We start from the raw sequence: 18,358 nt of genomic DNA, 5'->3' as shown, positions 1-18,358 counted from the left end.
TAAAATGCTGTTGTCCTTTTAGCTCTGTCTTGTGTAGAAAATGACAAATTAACTAATCACGGATATAGGAGATATTTTGCCCGTATAGCCTTAAACTTCTTCAATCCAGGTTCCCAGCTTTTTCTGATGTCCGCTTCCGATACTCCCGCAATGATCTGCTTTCTTAATTGATCTGTACCTATGCGCAGATCAAAAGCCGATACATCCTGATTCGCTCTACCGGGGGTAAAGAAATTAGCTTTATCCGGATAGGCATTGTACAATTCAATTAACCAGGATAAATTAATCTGGCGGCTCTTGCGAAGTTTGTTAATATCATCATTGCGAAGGTCAATCCCATAACAAACAGCATCTTTGTGATTTGGTCGCTCACTCATGCCGCGAATGCTTACCGGCTTATATGAAAATGAATATTTACCTTTCAATGCGGGTGCTCCCAATATGGTAAATGGCATATAAGTTCCACGGCCTTCATTGATAGCTGTTCCTTCAAACATACATAAGCTCGGGAAAAGCATCACGGCTTGCTGCGTATTCAAATTCGGTGAGGGATTTATCGGTAATACATAAGGCATGTCATGATCATAGTTGGCAACTTTTATGATGTTTATTTTGCATTGTTCTTTCAGGTATCCTTCACCATTAAGGTATTGTGCAAATTCACCGATAGTCATGCCATGCGTCATGGGTGTGTAATGGATACCTATGCCAGATTTAAATTTATCATCAGTCATTACCGGCCCGTCTACAACATATGCGTTAGGATTAGGTCTGTCAAGAATTAGCAGCTCTTTGTTGTTTTCTGCACAGGCTTCCATCACATACTCAAGTGTGTTGATATTTGTATAGTAGCGGCAGCCCACATCCTGAATATCAAAGACTATAAGGTCGATATCCGCCAACTGTTGTTTTGTTGGTTTCTCATTTTTGCCATATAAAGAGATGATTGGAATGCCAGTTTTATTATCTACCTCATTGCCCACCACAGCTCCATTACTGGCATTGCCTCTAAAACCATGCTCAGGACCAAATACCTTTACAATTTTAATTCCAAGGCTCACTAAACTATCTACGCTGCTTTTCTTGCCAATAATGGAACTCTGATTTGCCACCAGGCCAATTCGTTTTCCTCTTAGATAAGGCAAATATTTTTCAGTCTGGTCGGCACCTGTGATAATTCCCGGCTTAGTGGATGTACTTCGGTTTGACGAAGCAATTTGTGCGGCACTGTTAATGTTGCTGATCGCCAGAAGCGTTAAAAAAAGTAAAGAAGTAAATCTCATCATCTTTAGAAGGTTTATAATTTCTTTATTACCATTAGTGCTATGCAAGATGTCTCCAAGCCACAAGGACTAAATTAGCAAATTTGACTAAAGTATCATATATATACTGTGGGCCGTATACTAATAAACAAAAGTTGTTGGATAAATCATTTAAAGGAGTTTCATTTTATTTTCATATTCCAGAATTAGCTTTGAGCTATAAAACATTGAACATGAAAAAAATACTAACGATGGCACTCTCGGTAATGGTATTTACCGGAGTTATGGCCCAACAGAAAACTAAAGAAGTTTCTTTGAAAGCAAATAGCAAGGAAGAGGTGAAATTGAACAAAAAAAACATAGAAAGTTCACAATCCGCTAATGCTGAAGCAAGTTTAAATACGGAGCGTTTAAAAGCCAAAACAGAAGGGAAAAAAAATGCGACCAAAGAAAAAGTGAAAGCAGGAAAAGAGGCCGTAGATAAAAAGGCTTCAAATGCGGAAATTTCAGCAAACAGTGAAGTGGGCGTTGGTGGGACTGCTAGCGATAACAACACACATGGAGTAGAAGTAAGTAATTTGGCACAATCAGATGCAACTACCGCAGTAAAAGGTAGTGTTGTCAGTAGTGCCGCTTCGGTGAAAAGTCAAGGGAATACAGCTGTAAAAACTATCGGCAATACGACCGGTAAAGTTAATTCCGGTGTTAAAACAGTTTCTGCTAATGCAAAAGTGAAAACTGATGTCAACATCAAGCCAAAAGCAATCAATGCCAAAGTAAAAACGACTACAGGAATTAAACTTTAATCACCTTAAATTATGAATTTGGGGATCTGAAATGATTCCCAAATTTGTTGATTATGAGCTATTATCTATATACTCTTTTCATTTTCCTGATCATTGGTTGTACCAACGGGGCGTACGCTGCCAGTGAAATAAATCCTTCGATATCTACATATCTACAACAAGATACATTAGGCAACGCGAAACAACTGGCAAAGCGCAGGGTGGAAAGACACAAAGCGGCAACCTTACCTCAAACTGAAAGTATCTTAAGGAATGTGCCTAAAGCTAAGAACAAAGCCATTCCAAGAACTATTGTTCCAACCTCAATAAATATAAAATCTCCCCGTATTAGACCAGTTAAAGTGAAGGTCAATACCCAGGTAAAGATTAAACTATAAACCTATGCGAAACTTACTTACTATCCTGGTATTCCTCCTGATAACTGTCCCCTTATTTGTATCTGGACAGTCCGACACGCTGTCCAGTGAAAAGAGAACCACGCTTACCTTGTCTGCTGTTGCCAGTTCAAACGCAAATTATTATGGACAGACTGCGGCTGAAACCCTTCCTTTTGCATATATAGACCTAAAGCTAAGGACGTCCTGGGGATGGTATATTTCCGGAGGTGGATATCACCTGCTTAAGGAGAACAATTTTCCTTCAGAACTGCACCTGAGTTCAGGGTTTGAATTTGATCTCGGTTCCAATGCAGATTTTGAAGTAGGCTATACCCGCTCATTTTATTCAAAAGCATCGCCTCTGCTTCAAGCGTCAAATCCCAATAGCCTGAGTTCAACCATTGGTATTGACCATCTGTTCCGGACGGAACTGACCGGAGATTATAACTTTGGGCAATCACAGGATGTATTTATATCGCTTGATAATTCTAAGAATATCCTCCTGGGACAATTGGGAGAAAAAAACACATTTTACTTAAAACCCGGGATCAGTATTGTAGCTGGTACACAACGCTTTTACAACACCTACATTGAGGAGCAAAAACAATGGATGGGACTAGATAAAATACTCCCGCTTCCTGCGAACAATCAACCTCAAACTACTGAACGGACAACGGTGTCTACTGATTTTAGTCTGCTTTCCTATAACTTTAATGTACCCTTTATTTATTACCGGGGAAAAGGAGCCGTGATGCTATCTTATCAGCTGTCAGTCTTGAGCAATAAAAGCGCTCAGGGCAACCGGTCAAATTCTTTTTTTTCTTTAGGCTATTTTTATCAGCTGTAGCTAACCTGATTCTATAGAAATATGAAAGTATTATTAGTTGAAGATGAACATACCTTATCGGATGAAATCGTGAGCTTCCTGACCAATCTTCAGTATGACTGTGACACCACTGACACGGTAAAAGCTGCAACTTCCATTTTAACTGAGCGGTACTTTGATGTTATTTTATTGGATTTAGGCTTGCCTGACGGAGACGGCCTGGATATCCTCAAAGCCATAAAAATGGATCAGGCTGATTCAATAGTTGTGATACTATCTGCCAAAGGGGATATCAAAAACCGCATTGAAGGATTGGAACTGGGAGCTGACGATTATCTTCCCAAGCCATTCTCACTTGCTGAGCTTCATGCGCGCATTCAGGCCATCATTAGAAGAAAATTTGCAACCAGCGGAAATGTATTCCAAATTGGAGATTTCGATGTGGACCTGGCTATGCGTATGGTATACTATAAAGGACAGCCGATTTCGCTCTACAGAAAGGAATTCGATATTCTGAGCTATCTTATTCTTAACCGCAACCGACCTTTGAGCAGAAGTCAGCTATATGAGTATGTATGGGGAGACCTCAGCATCTCCATTGGAGATTCCAATTACATTGATGTTCATATCAAGAATATCCGCCGAAGACTTTCTGTCTATGCTCCTGTAGACTGGATAGAATCTGTTAGAGGAATAGGTTATAAAGTAAACTTATCCAAGTGAAACTGAACCATAAACTAAACGTATACTTTGCTTTATCCAAGCTGATTATCATTGGTCTTTTTATACTGCTTCTCCCGGTAATATTCAACTGGTATTCTGTCTATACCATTGACAAATTCTTGAAGCTGCAACGCAATGAAGCCTTTCAGAACATCAGGGCGAAAGGCCTGGATTTTTACCTCGAAGGATCAGCTGCATACGGTAGCTATACCATGCTCAAAGATGACTATATTGCCATTCAACAAGTAGCCGCTGACTCCTTGATAGGACTAAAGGAAATCGATGACCAGATAAGAATTATTGATAGAGATACGGCAGAATACCGGATACTGAAAAATGTTTTTACACACAATAAAAAATATTATATCCTTGAGATAGGTCGTTCCCGTGAGACCATTGAACTCTATAGTAGTTTATTGCAGCATGTCGGCCTGGTACTGCTCCTCATCCTGTTCTTTATCACAATTATTTTAGATTTTTACTATTCAAGAAGGGCGTTAAAACCTTTCTGGTCTATCATCGACAAGCGGCTGGTGAAACAGGAATTTCCCTTTGACCTGAATTTTTCACCAATTAAAACAAGCACTAATGATTTTATCTTTCTTGATGCTTCCCTGAAAGCGTTGATGAAAAGTACTACAAAAGCTTTTACCAGGGAGCGGGAGTTTACTGCAAATGCTTCTCACGAACTACTGACCCCCATTAGTATTCTGCGCAGTAAAATCGAAAATATGATGATCGACAAGGATTTGAATGAAAAGCAGGCAGTCAAATTATCTGAAATGGACAACACCTTGGATCGACTGGGACGAATCGTCAAATCTTTGCTTTTTCTGGCAAGAATAGACAGCGGGCAATACAAAAAAACAGACAAGGTCAAGCTACATAAAGTGTTATCTGATATTGTTTTTGAGTTGAATCCAATGCTGGAAAATAAAAAGGTCTTCGTTAACATGGACATTCAAGAAGATTTGCAACTGGATGGCATGAATCAGGAGCTCATCTTTCACTTGTTCTACAATCTGATCAACAATGCCATACGCTACAATAAACCTGGAGGAAGCATCCAGATAAGGGACGAAAATGTAAAGAATACCTATCGAATTTTGATCAGCGATACAGGGCAGGGCATTCCCAGGGAGAATCTTAACAAAATATTTGATCGTTTTTCACATCATGGAAGTAGTGGCCGACATGGATTGGGGATGTCAATCGTGAAAAGTATCGCTGATTATTTTGACATCAAAATAGAGATAAAATCAAAATTACACCAGGGGACAACAGTAAGTCTGTCCCTAAAACATATTTAGATCTTAACCTATAAAAATGCGCCGATATTATATAAATTATTAATTAGCTTTGATAAGAACTGCCAATTACTAATCTTTTTAACAGATTATATAACTTATTATTTATATCATAAACATTGATCAAAAACATCATTTTATATGTTTAAATTCAAACAACTTTTAATTCTTTTTCTACTAAGTGGCACTACAACCATTGCCCAGGTGAGACCTGAGAAAATAGCCGACAGTCTTTACAAAGCGAAGAACTTCAAAGAAGCAGGAAAGTATTACTTAAAAGCGACCGGCCAAGCCGACTTTAAGGTCATTAAATCGGATAGTTATTATAATGCAGCCTGTTGTTATGCCTTAAGTGGTCAAAAAGATAGTGCGCTGGTTCTACTGAGAAATGCTGTAAATAGCGGTTATAAAAATACCGATCAAATAAAAAAAGACACAGACCTTGAGTCCTTGCATTCCTTACAAGGCTGGTCTGAAGTTTTAAATAGTATAAAAACAGTTAAGAACAGCACGACAGATCCTCACAAGGCTAAACTGATCACCAGTGATGTAAAGAACTTTTGGAAGGCATACGACCTGGCAAAAAAAGATTCGGCTAAGGCCCTTGGTCTTTATCAGAAATACTATGTAGACCATGCCTCAAATGGACTTGAGGATTATCTGGCATATAAAATCAGAAACCTAAAGAATTTTGTAAAATCTGTGCACACCAAGCCTCAATTTTACGCTGCTGTACGTAAAAATACTTATGCCGTTGATCAGCAAAAACCTCAAATGATTCAAAGCTTTGTCAAGTTCAAACAAATTTACAGCAAAGCTCAGTTTCCGGATATTTACTTTGTCATAGGCGCATTCAGCTCAGGTGGGACCAGTACCAATGCAGGCTTGTTAATAGGCTTAGACCAATCTGCACGGACTAAAGAAGTTCCTGTTAAAGAACTCAACTTATGGCAGCAAAACAACTTTACAAATCTTGAGGCCCTGCCTCACCTGATTGCCCACGAGCTCATTCATTTTAATCAGGGCGGGCTTGCGGGCGACACCACGCTCCTTGCCGGGGCCCTCACCGAAGGTATGGCCGATTTCATTGGCGAACTGATATCGGGTAACACGGCTAATGAGCGTCTGTTTGTTTGGGCTAAAGGCAAAGAAAAGCAGATCTGGGCTGATTTCCAGAAAGAAATGTACCTGAACAGGTCCCGCAACTGGATCGCAAATTCAGATCAGGAAACAGCAGATAAACCTGCCGATCTGGGCTATTGGGTGGGTTATCAAATCTGCAAAGCTTATTACGACAAAAGTCCCGATAAAAATAAAGCCGTAAGCGATATACTTAACATCAGCAACTATAAAGAATTTTACATTAAAAGTGGCATTGAGCAACTGTTTAAGTGATTTTTTTTACGAACAGTTTTTGAATAATTTTCTTTTTCTATTTGTAACTGCACAGATAATATTGACCGCGAACTATTGCTAAATTCATTTTTGTTTACTATGTTTTATTGTTTACTGTCAGTAAACAATAAAACATAGTAAACAAATAACTGTACATCAACTGTGGGAACAAGGGATCAATGCTTTGCCCAAAGGCCTTAAAGAGGAATTTGGTAAGCCAAGAATGGTATTAAATGCCGACAAGAACACCGGTATCATTATTCTGCGATTCAGGAATAAGGCCGTTGAATACAGTGTAATAAAAGTGCCAAAATTAGATCACGGCATGTTGCCATTTCTAAAAACAATGCAAATTGCCATGCGATCCAACAATCAAAGGAATATATTTGTACTTGCCCCTATCGTTTATCCAAAAATAGCCGACGAGTTAATAGCCCAAGACATCAATTTCCTGGATACAGTGGGAAATGTATACCTAAATCAAGGTGAAGTTTATATCCTTCGATCAGGAATCAAGCCCACGATAAAAATACCGGGAAAAAACAAAAGCAGATTATTTTCCGAAGCAGGGCTGAAAATGTCATTTGGCGTTTTACACAACCCGGAATTCATTAACCTGACCTACCGGAAATGGCCACAGCAGTAAGTATTTCCGCAGCTTCCGTCTCCATTATCATCAGCGAAATGCTACAGAGCAACTACCTGTATGAAGGGCAAAACAAACGCAGAATAATCAACTCAAAAAAAGAACTGCTAAGCCGATGGGTGCAGGCTTACAAGGAGCAGCTCAAGCCTAAACTACTCGTAGGAAACTATACTTCTAAATCACTTGACCTGCTGCGTAATTTTAAAAAAATTGACGTCAAAGAAATCAATGCCCAGTGGGGTGGAGAAGCCGCAGCCAATCTGTATACCAATTACCTAGGCCCAGGAAAGCTTTCCCTTTTCGTTACCGGCGAAAATAAGAAGTGGATGTCAGCACTCAAGCTGATCCCGTCAGACGCACAAGGAGAAATAGAGGCACTTAAATACTTCTGGAATAAGAATCATCCAATATTTGCCTCGCCCATAAAGTCACCAGACGCCGTACCACCAGTCCTGGCATATGCAGAACTGATTACTTCAAACGATAGCAGAAATATAGATACCGCCCAAAGAATATTTGATGAATACATTCAATTTACCAACTGACAAAATACCGGATCACCTCAGACAGGTCATTATCGCGATCCAGGAAATACTTGGTGAAAAGGCTTACGACTTCATACTGATCGGCGCAACAGCCAGAGATTTGATCCTGAACGCGCAGTATAATCGCAGTATAATCTAGGCGCTGGCAGGGTATCCTATATTAGAAAAAGTTTAAATCTGTAAACTTATAAGCGGATGAGACCGTGCATTCATTTTCGGATGCAAATTACATAATTTTGATGAATCTCCTGTCGGGAAACTAAATTTTCTATAACACGGTGATTGTTTTTCCTTCTACCCTGAATTTTACATCACCAGTTAACTCCAGGATGTGAAGTATCTGTGAGATTTTTTCATATTTGGATATGGTACCGCCAAAAATCTGTTTGCCGGCTTCTTTATTTTGATAAACAACATCCACGTTGTACCATCTTGATATTTTCTTCATGATATTTTGAAGAGGTTCGTTTCTAAAAGAAAATTCTCCTTCTTTCCAGGCAACAACATCATTGGGGTCTACAACATCCACTTTGATCGCCGTTCCTGAATTCACAGCCTGTTGCCCGGGTTTAAGTGTAACCTGGTTAACCAGAACACTACCTTCAAGCAATGTTGTATTTGTAAACTGGTCATCAGAATAGGCGCTGATATTAAACCGTGTTCCAAGTACTTTTACAGTTTGTGTTTTACTTTGTACTAAAAATGGATGTAATTTATCTTTAGCAACTTCAAAGTAGGCTTCGCCGTTCAGCTCAATTCTACGCTCTTTAAGCCAATCAAAAGAAATCGGATATGTTAGAGATGAAGCGGCGTTTAGCCATACTTTCGTGCCGTCCGGCAACGAGAGCTTATATTGTCCGCCACGTGGCGTTCGAATGGTATTTGAAATTCCAGAGTATGAGCTTTTGCCCCCGTTCTGTAACGGGGGCAGCTCATGTCGAGAGGTATAGATAATTTCTCCTTCTTCGGTTTTTGTAATTTGAGTGGTAGATTGTAGGGCCAGTAAACCATTTTTAGCATTTAACAAATTGATCGTTTTACCATCGCTCAAAATGAGTACGGCGGTATTCTTTCCCGGATCAATGTCATTTGCATATGTTTTATTCGAAGAGTCTTTAGTGAAGAAATAAATAAAAATACCCAGGATGATGATCGATGCTGCTGAAACTGCAACCCGTAATGGCCACCTTATCATTCTGTCAGTTTCTGGCTGAGTAGCTTTAAGAATAGGTTGCCACATCTGATCATCAATAGTTTCCAGATCAATCTGTGACAAACCGGACTGCTCATCCTCACGGAATTTGTGCAGCCAGTAACGCACTTTTTCAAGTTCCCGATCGGAGCATGCCCCGGCCTGAAATCTCTTCAATAAGTCCTTTACTTGTTCATCGTTCATAATCTACCCTATGCGTTTTTTAAGATAATCAAAACAAAGACACCTCAGAATTAGGAATCGGGTACACGAAGAAAAAAAATATTTATTTCAACATCCCTGTTAAAAAAGCATATATAAAAAGGAACAGTCCAAATTTTCCCCGAAGTGTTTTCAATGCTCTTTTGATTTGAGTAGCGACTGTATGTTCGGAGATATTTAAGCGATCTGCTATTTCTTTATTACTTAAATATTCCTGGCGTCTCAATTGAAATATTTCGCGCATTTTTTCTGGCAGGTTGTTGATCTCTTTTTCAATTAATGATTTGAGATCTTTTTCCCTAATGCGATAGTCCGTTTGAGCAGGTGCAGTGTCTGTAACTTCTTTGAATGATGAGATATATTCCTGTGTGATGGCTACATGCCGAAAAACATTCAGTACACGGTTTAAAACAGCCTTGTAAAGGTAGCCAGAAAGTGTAGTCTGAATATTTAAATTACTCCTGGAATTCCATAAATGGACATATATCTCCTGGATAATATCTTTGGCACTTTCGTTGTCCTGAAGCTTTTTATAGGCATAGATGTAAAGCAAGCTATTGTACCGTTTATAAATCTCAGTAAATGAATGATGGTCCCCTGTCTTCAGGAGGTCTACAAGCTCAGCGTCTGAAAGTCTTCTACAATCATTCATTTATACGGTTTTCTTTCAATAATGATCTTTTAGAGCTCCTTTAATGAAAAAAGAAAGCGGCGCTGCCTAAATTAATGGACAGTCGCCGCCTCCTAAATTAACGCTCTCACCTCAAGATTATAAAAAATATTCTAAACTATCAAGGGTAAAATCGCAATAACCTTAGGGTCAGTATTTTTTAATATTACTTTTGGATTATTTCAACCTTTCCAATAGATTGCCCCTGAATAATAAATTAAATAATCTTATTATTAACAGCATAAGAAAGTGCTTCCACCATATTATTTACTCCTAAACGATCAAAAAGTCGCTTGTTTACCTGTGGGGATTATTCCGTATGTGGCCACCTCTTTCGCGGAACGTGGCCTCATATAGAATAATCCCCATTCATGGAGATGATAAATAATCATCTAAATAAAGTACTAAACAAACACTGGGTGGCACCGGGTCAAACCACTCCCATATCATCATACTGATAGCATTTATAAATTGCGTGATGGTAAAAAGCCAAAGGATTGCGGCTGATCAACCTATCTTTGACTCATAAAAAATACCCCAATAATGCATCCAATTAAATAAAACTAAATTGATGAAAAGAATAGCAATTAATGGATTTGGCAGGATCGGCAGGGCCGCTCTGAAAGTCATTTTAGAGACGAAAGATTTGGAACTTACCGGGGTAAACGACCTGATGAGTATAGAAAACGCGGTATACCTGCTGAAGTATGACAGTATATATGGGAGATATGAGAAAGAAGTCACCTTCAAGGAAGATTTGATTTTCGTTGATGGAAAGTCCTTCCGCTACACATCAATCAAAGACATTGCCGAGTTGCCATGGACAGCACTCCAAGCAGAAGTGGTCATTGAAAGTACCGGGGTCTTTACCAGTAATGCAGACGCCGAAAAACATCTGTCAGCCGGCGCCAGTTTTGTGATCATATCAGGCCCCACTAAAGATACCCCTACAGTGGTTCACGGCGTAAACACGGAGGCTGGCAAGGTAAGTATCTTCTCCTGTGCCAGTTGCACAACCAACAACATCAGCCCAATCATCGAAATTCTTGGCAGGAGACTCGGCATAAAAAAGGCCATCCTGAATACCACTCATGCATATACCGCCTCACAGACCTTGATGGATGCGCCTTCTAAACGAGAGCCCAGAATGGGTAGAACCGCGGGAATCAACCTGGCACCGGCTGCAACTGGCGCAGCTATCGCCACCACCAAAGCACTGCCCGAATTTGCAGGCAGGTTCGACGGGGTTGCCGTCCGTGTGCCTGTTCCGGTGGGTTCGATTTCAGATATCACCTTCATCGCTGAACGCGTTACTTCTGCACAGGAGATCAATGAGATTCTTCAGCAAGAGGCCGGATCCGAGCGCTACCGCCAGGTGGTCAGCGTTACCGATGAGCCGCTGGTTTCCACAGACATCATCAAAAGTCCTTTCGCGGCCATTGTAGATCTGGCCATGACCAGGGTAGTCGACGGAGATTTGGTAAAGGTGATGGCCTGGTATGACAACGAATGGGGCTTCACCAATCAGATGATCAGGCAGATTCAGACCCTTTAATGTTTACATTTATAGTTAAAAAAAACTAAACATGAATTATTCGGAACTAGCATTTACTGATGCAGTTAAAAAACTGCAGGAACGTCTGGGAAGCCGGCTCAGCTATGAGCGGATGGAGAAAAGAAGTTATGTTGATGGGCTAACCGCTCAAGAAGAAGAGTTTATTGCCCAGATTGACAGCTTTTACATGGCCTCGTTCGGAGAGAATGGCTTTCCATATATCCAGCACCGGGGTGGTCCAAAAGGATTCATCCGGGTCATTGATCAGCAAACCATAGGCATAGTGGATTTTATCGGGAACCGTCAGTACATCTCAACGGGAAATATCTCAAAGAATCCCAAAGTATCCCTGATTCTAATGTCCTATCCGCTCCGGGCGAGGTTGAAAATTTATGCCGAAGCAGAAATAGTAGAATTGCAGGAGGACTCCAGCCTTTATGATTTCTTAAGTCCGAAAGATTATCAGTTTAAGCCCGAAAAAATGATGATTTTCAAGATTAAGGCTTACGACTGGAATTGTCCGCAGCATATCAACCCGAAATACACCCTTGAGGAAGTCCGCGAGCTTTTGGAGCCGCAGAGGCAGTACATCAACAAACTGGAAGAAGAAATTAAAGCACTCCAGGCCAGACTGAGCTAACACGCGCGCGGGGTGCCTTTTTAAACCCATCAAATACCAGGCGGCCTCTACAAGCCTTGTACTTTATTGCGCCGGAAACATTCAAAAAATAAACAAATTGATATTATGGAAACTAAAGAAAGCAGGGGCTTAGCTATGCCCTGGGAAGAAGAGTATGGTTATGCTCAAGCACTAAAAATTGGGAGATCTGTATGGATCTCCGGCCAGCTGGGAACCGATGAATCCGGGAATCTCGCCGAAGGTATGGAAGCGCAGATGCGCCTGAGCTATCAAAACATCGAAAGGCTGTTGAAAACCTTTGATATAACTATGGACACAGTGGTAGACGAGACGATTTACGTCACGGATATGGAATCTGGCTTTCAGGCCAGAAAAAAACTTGGGAGAATCGTCTACCCGGATGTCATGTCGGTACCCAGTACCATCGTTGAGATTGAAGGTCTGGCCCTAGCCGGCCAGCTGGTTGAAATCAAAGTCGAGGCGCGCAGCAAAAAGAAGAAAAAAGCGCCAAAAGACAAAACTAAAGCCGGACTCGAATAATAGGGATTGGCAGGCACAGCGACAAGAAAACAGCCACGCTAATTAAAAACCCGCTGCAATTTCTCATCACTCGATTTGAAATTACGGCGGGTTTAACTTTACGTTCAATGGCTACTTTTGTTGCTGAGCTGCCTGCTCAATAACCTTTGCCACTTTTTCAGGCTGCGAAACAAATATCAGGTGGCTTCCTTTTATCTCGGTTACCTTAGTATTGGAACGTTTATACATGTTACGCTGAATTTCTGGATTCAGGCTCTTATCTTCCGTAGCTAAGGCTGCATAACTGGGTTTGGAAGACCAGGCTGCACTAGTCAGAGGAGTAACAAACGCTTTTACATGGAATGCCCCCTGAGAAGCAAACATGAAATCTGATTGTTCTTTTGGAAGATCTGCACAAAATCCGGCATGGAACTTACCTTGATCATAATATACGATACCCTTGTCATCAGGTGGCAGGATGCCACTTTCCGGCGCAGCCGGCGCAGACTGTACCCACTGGAGCACTGTTTCCCCTTTATCAGGCTGGAAAGCCGCTACATACACAAGTGCTGCAACCTTGGGATGGTTTCCGGCTTCGGTTATTACCGCACCGCCATAGGAATGGCCTACCAAGATAGCAGGCCCATCTTGTTTATCCAGGGCAAGTTTGGTGGTTGCGACATCCTCCTCTAAGGAAGTGAGCGGGTTTTGCACCACCGTTACCTTATACCCTTTTTTGCTCAGAAGCGCATAGATCGAACGCCAGCCTGAACCATCTGCAAAAGCGCCGTGAACCAGCACTACATTTTTAACTTTTGGAGTCTGGGCGGAACCTGACCCTGGAATGGCCAGTAAGATTACCGGCATAACGGCCGTAATGGCCATCTTTTTTAATGAAATTTTCTTCGTCATTTTCTTTTTTTTTACTACCCGGAAGGGTAAAGTTTACAGAAACAAAAGTTGCATGTTTAAACCTGTACGCAAAATCACTCTAGTATTAACTGTCATCAGAATAGTGATCAATGGTCAAATATGCATGGAAGCTCCACAATCACGCGCTGCATTGCCCCCGGGCTAAAGCGGCCAGGGCCGTGGCATCATCCGATTTTTTCAGAGTTTATAGCCCTTCAACTCCGAAAATATCGGAGGCAATCTGCAGGTTTTCAATTTTCTTATCTTCTATACATTTTCAATGCACTGACAATCAATTAATTATACAATATGCAATCCAAAAACTATCGGTTTAGGCATTATGGCACGTATTTGACTAATGGGTAACTGTAGAAGACAAGCATCAGGAAATCATCATCAAGGATATCCTGATCTGGTGAAGCCAAAGCGTATAAATACTTTTACAACCACAAATTAAAAACTTAAACGCCTTAACAAACAAACAATGATCAATTTAGAATGGTTCAGAACCTTTAAAGTTATATATGAAGCAGGAACACTATCTGCGGCAGCCAAAGACCTGTTTATTTCCCAGCCAGGGGTCAGTCTTCACTTAAGTTCGCTGGAATCTTTTGCCGGTCACCGGCTTTTCGACCGCGATACACGCAAAATGGTAGCGACCGAGCGCGGTACTATGCTCTATAACTTTATTATTGACCATATGAACAAACTCGAAGAGGCCGAGCATATTTTTCACCGGAAATCAAAGGCAGAAAAACCCACAGTCAGTATTGGAATGTCTATGGAAATCTTTCAGCACATGCTTGAAGCGCATATTTCAGAATTGCCTTTTAACCTGGTGACCAAATTTGGCGATAATCCCCAAATGCTCCAGGAGCTAAACAATGGTAGTCTGGATTTGATCCTGACATCCCAGAAAGGAACACAGCATAACCTGGAATACAAACCCTTCACCAAAGAGCGCATCGTGCTGATCTGCGGTAACCAGACTGACACGGCAGAATTCGAAGCGCTATTGCTGAAAGAAGACCGCGCGGCAGTCAGAGAGTGGCTCAACGCTCAGATCTGGTATACCACCGCCGCGGACATGGAACACCTCACCCGTTTCTGGTCGGCAAGTTTTGATGCCCTCCCAAGTTTCAGGCCCAAATATGTGGTGCCTTCATTCGGTTCAATCCTGCGCTGCATGTCTAACGGTAAGGGTTTTGCGGTCGTGCCTGATTTCCTGTGCAGTGAGCAGATCGCCGCCAATTCGGTAAAGTTCGCCTGGGAAGGCAGCCCGCAGGTTGAAAACACCTTGTATTTCGGTAAGCGCAAGAATACCGCTTATCCCCAGGAGATCAAACATCTGGAAGAAATTCTGGCACAGAACTGGCCACTGCATCGTGAACGGCTATCAGCAACAAGCTGAGCATATCAACCGTTAAATAGGAATAACCCTGCCAATATAGCTGATTTCGGAGTTTCGCAACAGCGGTTGGCGGGGTAAGCAACCTTTTCCCGGCAAATGGAAAAGTCCAGGGGCAAATTCCGACAGGTGAATTGCCGCCGGTCAATCAGGCCCATCGAGTCAAGGACAATACACGTATTTTTCTACAGCGGACATATCGGATTATCATTGATTTGACTACTGGAGACCGAGGTACAATTCACCTTTACAATCATTCCACCCCGTTCGCTAAAAATCTTCCTTTTTGACACCTAATTTACTCATTCTTGATTCCAGTGTCGTGGGCTTCAGATTTAACAATTCCGCTGCGCCACCACTCCCACGGATCCGACCTTCGGTTCTTCTGAGCACTGAAAGAATATATGCCTTTTCGGTTTCCCGTTGAATGTATTTCACATCGTCCAATGTTTCTATATTCCCCTTATCGGGGTGGTCTGAAGTGGCAGCGGTTAGGTGCTGCTTTAATTCCAATTCGGAGTTTTCACTATTGAGAATAACCGACCGCTCCATCACATTCTCGAGTTCACGAATATTGCCCGGCCAATGGTAGGCAAGCATGGTATCTATCATAGATGCTGAGATACCATGGTATTCTTTATTTAGATTGTTACAAAACTTATGGGCAAAGAAAGTAACCAAATCCACGATATCACTCTTTCTCTCCCTTAAGGGAGGTAAGGTTATCGGAAATACGTTCAGCCGATAATACAGATCAAGCCTGAAATTGCCTTCAGCGACTTCTTTTTCCAGGTTGCGGTTGGTAGCGGCCACGATACGGACATCTACTTTTTTGGGGGTATTGCTGCCAACATAATTGATTTCCCTTTCCTGTAAAACCCGTAACAGTTTGACCTGCATGTCCAACGGTAGTTCTCCGATCTCGTCCAGGAAAATGGTGCCTCCATCGGCCTGTTCAAACCTCCCTTTTCTTTTTTCTGTGGCTCCGGTAAACGACCCCTTTTCATGACCAAACAACTCTGATTCTATCAGGGTCACTGGTATAGCTCCGCAATTAACTTGTATGAAGGGACCGCTTTTTCTAGCTGACAGCGCGTGTATGGCATGTGCAACTTTTTCTTTTCCAGTGCCGCTTTCACCCAGTATCAAAACAGAAGTATTGTAGGGTGCAACCTGGGTGGTAAGTTCTAACGCGGCGAGTAAAAGGGAATGCTTTCCGATAATGCCCTGGAATTCCTGGCGAGCGGCTGGCTCTGCCGGTCCAACACCAATAGTGAGAGATTTTCCAGCAGGCGACACTGGCCCTGACTGCATCATTTTTTCGGTAACATTAGTCAGATAACTCTTAAAAAGCTTTAATATGGTTACATGTTTTTGCGAATAAACATTTCGCTCACGGCTATAAAAGCAATACAACACCCTTGATCCGTTGCTGGTCACTACAGAAATCATTAGGGTTGAGTTCATTTTAAAACTAGTAAGCCATAGCTCTTGCAAGGGGGTGAAAACGCTGGTATCGTCTAATAAGACTTCATAACCAACGCTACCGGCCATGTTATGACCATCTTTAAGTATCCCTGCAAGGACGTTGCTTTTCAGGCCCGTAATGGTCAGAAATTCCTTTTCACCAATATACTGGTATTCATCAAACCCGATACGCAAATAGGCGGAATCAGTAAACTGACTGACATTTTCCGGACGACTGCCTGAAACGATAAGATCAAAGGGTATAAACACACGAATTGCCTGAGCAACTTTCAAAAGTTTCTGCCTGGCATCTGAATTTTCATTACTAATTTCCGCTAAGTGCTTTTGCAAAAGCACCTCCTGCTGCTGTCTGGATTCCAAGGCATTCTTTTGCCGATACCAGGCGATATCAAGGGTGACAAGAAGATCTTTTTCCCTGAATGGTTTGACCAAAAACCCGTAAGGATCAGTCTCTTTTGCTTCTTCAAGCGTCTTTTGGCTGGAATTTGCAGACAAATAAATAAAAGCAATATTCTCCTCATTGAGCGCTTTAGCCAGGTCAATGCCGGACCGTTTTCCTTCCAGTTGAATATCAAGGAGCACGAAATCCGGCTTCTCATTCTGCAGCTGCTCATCGGCCTCCTGCGCTGTAGCAGCGATGCCCGTTACCAGGTAACCTGCCTGCTCCAAAGTTAAACGCAGCGCATTGGCTACCACAAATTCATCTTCAACGATCAGTATCTTTTTATTCATATCCAATTATGCTAACTATTAATATTCTCCGTCGGTTGTAACTGTACAGCGAAACGGATGGTGATATGTACCCCGTTATTATTTTCAATCCGGAAACTGCCATTTAGTTGCTTGGCCAGCCCTTTAATTAAATCCAAGCCCAGGGAATGATGTTCCGTGGTATTTACTCCTGCCGGTAAGCCAACCCCATTATCCACAATTCTAATCAGCAAATGTCCCGGTCCATCATGTCCCAGATAAAGACTCACGATCCCCTGCTGGCCCTTTAAGAACGCATACTTAATGGCATTTACGATGCTCTCTGTAAAAATCAGCCCTAATGGAAGCACTTGTGAGACATCCAGCTGCACCGGCACTATGTTTTGTTCAAAAACGATGTGGGTATCTGCATCGAAACTTTCATCAAGATAATTCACCAGGTCACTGATATATTCGGGCATCGAAATGGTCATTGTGTTGTTGTCCCGATAAAGTTTTTGATGGATTATCGACATGGCCTGCATGCGGCGCAAGCTGTCTTTAATCGCCATTAGGGCAGCACCATCTTCTAAATAAACCGATTGCGAATAAAGTAAACTGGTGACCATCTGCAGGTTATTTTTTACCCGGTGTTGCACCTCTTTGATTAACCATTCCTTTTCTTTAAGCAAGTTTTCCTGATTTCCCTTTAGCATCTCAATGCGTGTTTTCCTTTGGTCAAGTTCCCGCTGTTGAGCCTCCAGCAGGCGATTATTGTCGAGCTTAGTCCTATAAAGCAGCAATAAAAGAACGATAATGATCAGCAACAACGCCCCCGCAGCAAGTAAAAAAAATTTATTTTTATTCGCCTCCCACGCGCTAAGACGCTGTGATTTGCCCTGGTGGGTAAGTAATTTTAAATCGCCGGCATCAGCTATTTTTACACCCTTTGAATGCTTCCTTTCACTGTATACATCATCGTTAGCGAGCAGTGTACTGAATTCCCTAGGATGACCAGCAATAAACCTCCCCGATCCTTGCCAAGCTTTGTTGCTGTACCCTCTATTTTCAGCCTGTGCATTTGTTTTAATCATACTTAAAAGCAAAAAAAATAAAACCCAACCAACATGCATAATTTTTATTTGGCCAATGAGTTGAGCTCTAATTTCCATAGG

General features: G+C 41.7%; 19 protein-coding genes. 13 read left to right on the top strand and 6 right to left on the bottom strand.

What is annotated here, in order from left to right:
* Positions 1-56: 56 nt before the first annotated feature.
* Positions 57-1,286, bottom strand: coding sequence for an exo-beta-N-acetylmuramidase NamZ family protein (locus AC6CH7_RS00625; protein WP_498260828.1), 1,230 nt, complete (start codon positions 1,284-1,286; stop codon positions 57-59).
* Between the two features lie 134 nt (positions 1,287-1,420).
* On the opposite strand from AC6CH7_RS00625, the gene AC6CH7_RS00620 reads away from it, so the two are divergent.
* The 9 genes from AC6CH7_RS00620 to AC6CH7_RS00580 all read left to right on the top strand — a co-directional run bounded on the left by AC6CH7_RS00620 (position 1,421) and on the right by AC6CH7_RS00580 (position 8,026).
* Positions 1,421-2,068, top strand: coding sequence for a hypothetical protein (locus AC6CH7_RS00620; RefSeq protein ID WP_498260827.1), 648 nt, complete (start codon positions 1,421-1,423; stop codon positions 2,066-2,068).
* Between the two features lie 53 nt (positions 2,069-2,121).
* Positions 2,122-2,445 (top strand): hypothetical protein, encoded by a 324-nt coding sequence (locus tag AC6CH7_RS00615; protein WP_498260826.1) that lies wholly within the window; start codon positions 2,122-2,124, stop codon positions 2,443-2,445.
* Positions 2,446-2,449: 4 nt separating this feature from the next.
* Positions 2,450-3,292, top strand: coding sequence for a hypothetical protein (locus AC6CH7_RS00610; RefSeq protein ID WP_498260825.1), 843 nt, complete (start codon positions 2,450-2,452; stop codon positions 3,290-3,292).
* 21 nt (positions 3,293-3,313) lie between these two features.
* Entirely contained in the window at positions 3,314-3,994 is a 681-nt protein-coding gene (locus AC6CH7_RS00605; protein ID WP_498260824.1) for a response regulator transcription factor, read from the top strand.
* Positions 3,991-5,304, top strand: coding sequence for a sensor histidine kinase (locus AC6CH7_RS00600; protein ID WP_498260823.1), 1,314 nt, complete (start codon positions 3,991-3,993; stop codon positions 5,302-5,304). The genes AC6CH7_RS00605 and AC6CH7_RS00600 overlap by 4 nt, the downstream gene beginning before the upstream one ends.
* Before the next feature lie 138 nt (positions 5,305-5,442).
* Entirely contained in the window at positions 5,443-6,696 is a 1,254-nt protein-coding gene (locus tag AC6CH7_RS00595) for a gliding motility protein GldB-related protein (protein WP_498260822.1), read from the top strand.
* 184 nt (positions 6,697-6,880) lie between these two features.
* Positions 6,881-7,342 carry a hypothetical protein gene (locus AC6CH7_RS00590; protein WP_498260821.1) on the top strand — a complete coding sequence of 154 codons (462 nt, stop codon included), beginning with the start codon at positions 6,881-6,883 and terminating at the stop codon, positions 7,340-7,342.
* A complete protein-coding gene (locus AC6CH7_RS00585; RefSeq protein ID WP_498260820.1) occupies positions 7,327-7,887 on the top strand; it encodes a type IV toxin-antitoxin system AbiEi family antitoxin in 561 nt (186 codons plus the stop codon). The genes AC6CH7_RS00590 and AC6CH7_RS00585 overlap by 16 nt, the downstream gene beginning before the upstream one ends.
* Positions 7,862-8,026: a hypothetical protein gene (locus AC6CH7_RS00580; RefSeq protein ID WP_498260819.1), complete on the top strand. Its 165-nt coding sequence runs from the start codon at positions 7,862-7,864 to the stop codon at positions 8,024-8,026. Before AC6CH7_RS00585 ends, AC6CH7_RS00580 begins: the two co-directional genes overlap by 26 nt.
* Before the next feature lie 129 nt (positions 8,027-8,155).
* Here AC6CH7_RS00580 and AC6CH7_RS00575 read toward each other — a convergent pair whose 3' ends face one another.
* Together AC6CH7_RS00575 and AC6CH7_RS00570 are read right to left on the bottom strand one after the other, a co-directional pair.
* Positions 8,156-9,283, bottom strand: coding sequence for a FecR family protein (locus tag AC6CH7_RS00575; protein WP_498260818.1), 1,128 nt, complete (start codon positions 9,281-9,283; stop codon positions 8,156-8,158).
* 82 nt (positions 9,284-9,365) lie between these two features.
* Positions 9,366-9,953: an RNA polymerase sigma factor gene (locus AC6CH7_RS00570; RefSeq protein ID WP_498260817.1), complete on the bottom strand. Its 588-nt coding sequence runs from the start codon at positions 9,951-9,953 to the stop codon at positions 9,366-9,368.
* A gap of 589 nt (positions 9,954-10,542) precedes the next feature.
* On the opposite strand from AC6CH7_RS00570, the gene AC6CH7_RS00565 reads away from it, so the two are divergent.
* The 3 genes from AC6CH7_RS00565 (at position 10,543) to AC6CH7_RS00555 (ending at position 12,706) form a co-directional block, all read left to right on the top strand.
* Positions 10,543-11,526: a type I glyceraldehyde-3-phosphate dehydrogenase gene (locus tag AC6CH7_RS00565; RefSeq protein WP_498260816.1), complete on the top strand. Its 984-nt coding sequence runs from the start codon at positions 10,543-10,545 to the stop codon at positions 11,524-11,526.
* A 31-nt stretch (positions 11,527-11,557) separates the two neighbouring features.
* Positions 11,558-12,166: a pyridoxamine 5'-phosphate oxidase family protein gene (locus tag AC6CH7_RS00560; RefSeq protein ID WP_498260815.1), complete on the top strand. Its 609-nt coding sequence runs from the start codon at positions 11,558-11,560 to the stop codon at positions 12,164-12,166.
* Positions 12,167-12,271: 105 nt separating this feature from the next.
* Positions 12,272-12,706: a Rid family hydrolase gene (locus AC6CH7_RS00555; RefSeq protein WP_498260814.1), complete on the top strand. Its 435-nt coding sequence runs from the start codon at positions 12,272-12,274 to the stop codon at positions 12,704-12,706.
* 111 nt (positions 12,707-12,817) lie between these two features.
* On the opposite strand, the gene AC6CH7_RS00550 is transcribed toward AC6CH7_RS00555, so the two are convergent.
* Positions 12,818-13,597, bottom strand: a complete 780-nt coding sequence (locus AC6CH7_RS00550; RefSeq protein WP_498260813.1) for an alpha/beta hydrolase — start codon at positions 13,595-13,597, stop codon at positions 12,818-12,820.
* 484 nt (positions 13,598-14,081) lie between these two features.
* On the opposite strand from AC6CH7_RS00550, the gene AC6CH7_RS00545 reads away from it, so the two are divergent.
* The gene (locus AC6CH7_RS00545) at positions 14,082-15,008 is read left to right on the top strand and encodes a LysR family transcriptional regulator (protein ID WP_498260812.1); all 927 of its coding nucleotides are present in this window, start codon (positions 14,082-14,084) and stop codon (positions 15,006-15,008) included.
* Positions 15,009-15,275: 267 nt separating this feature from the next.
* On the opposite strand, the gene AC6CH7_RS00540 is transcribed toward AC6CH7_RS00545, so the two are convergent.
* Together AC6CH7_RS00540 and AC6CH7_RS00535 are read right to left on the bottom strand one after the other, a co-directional pair.
* Positions 15,276-17,225 carry a sigma 54-interacting transcriptional regulator gene (locus AC6CH7_RS00540; protein ID WP_498260811.1) on the bottom strand — a complete coding sequence of 650 codons (1,950 nt, stop codon included), beginning with the start codon at positions 17,223-17,225 and terminating at the stop codon, positions 15,276-15,278.
* An 11-nt stretch (positions 17,226-17,236) separates the two neighbouring features.
* Entirely contained in the window at positions 17,237-18,355 is a 1,119-nt protein-coding gene (locus AC6CH7_RS00535) for a sensor histidine kinase (RefSeq protein ID WP_498260810.1), read from the bottom strand.
* Positions 18,356-18,358 lie beyond the last annotated feature (3 nt).

The organism is Pedobacter sp. GQ55, assembly GCF_059758925.1.
This window is presented reverse-complemented; position numbering and strand designations above follow the sequence as displayed.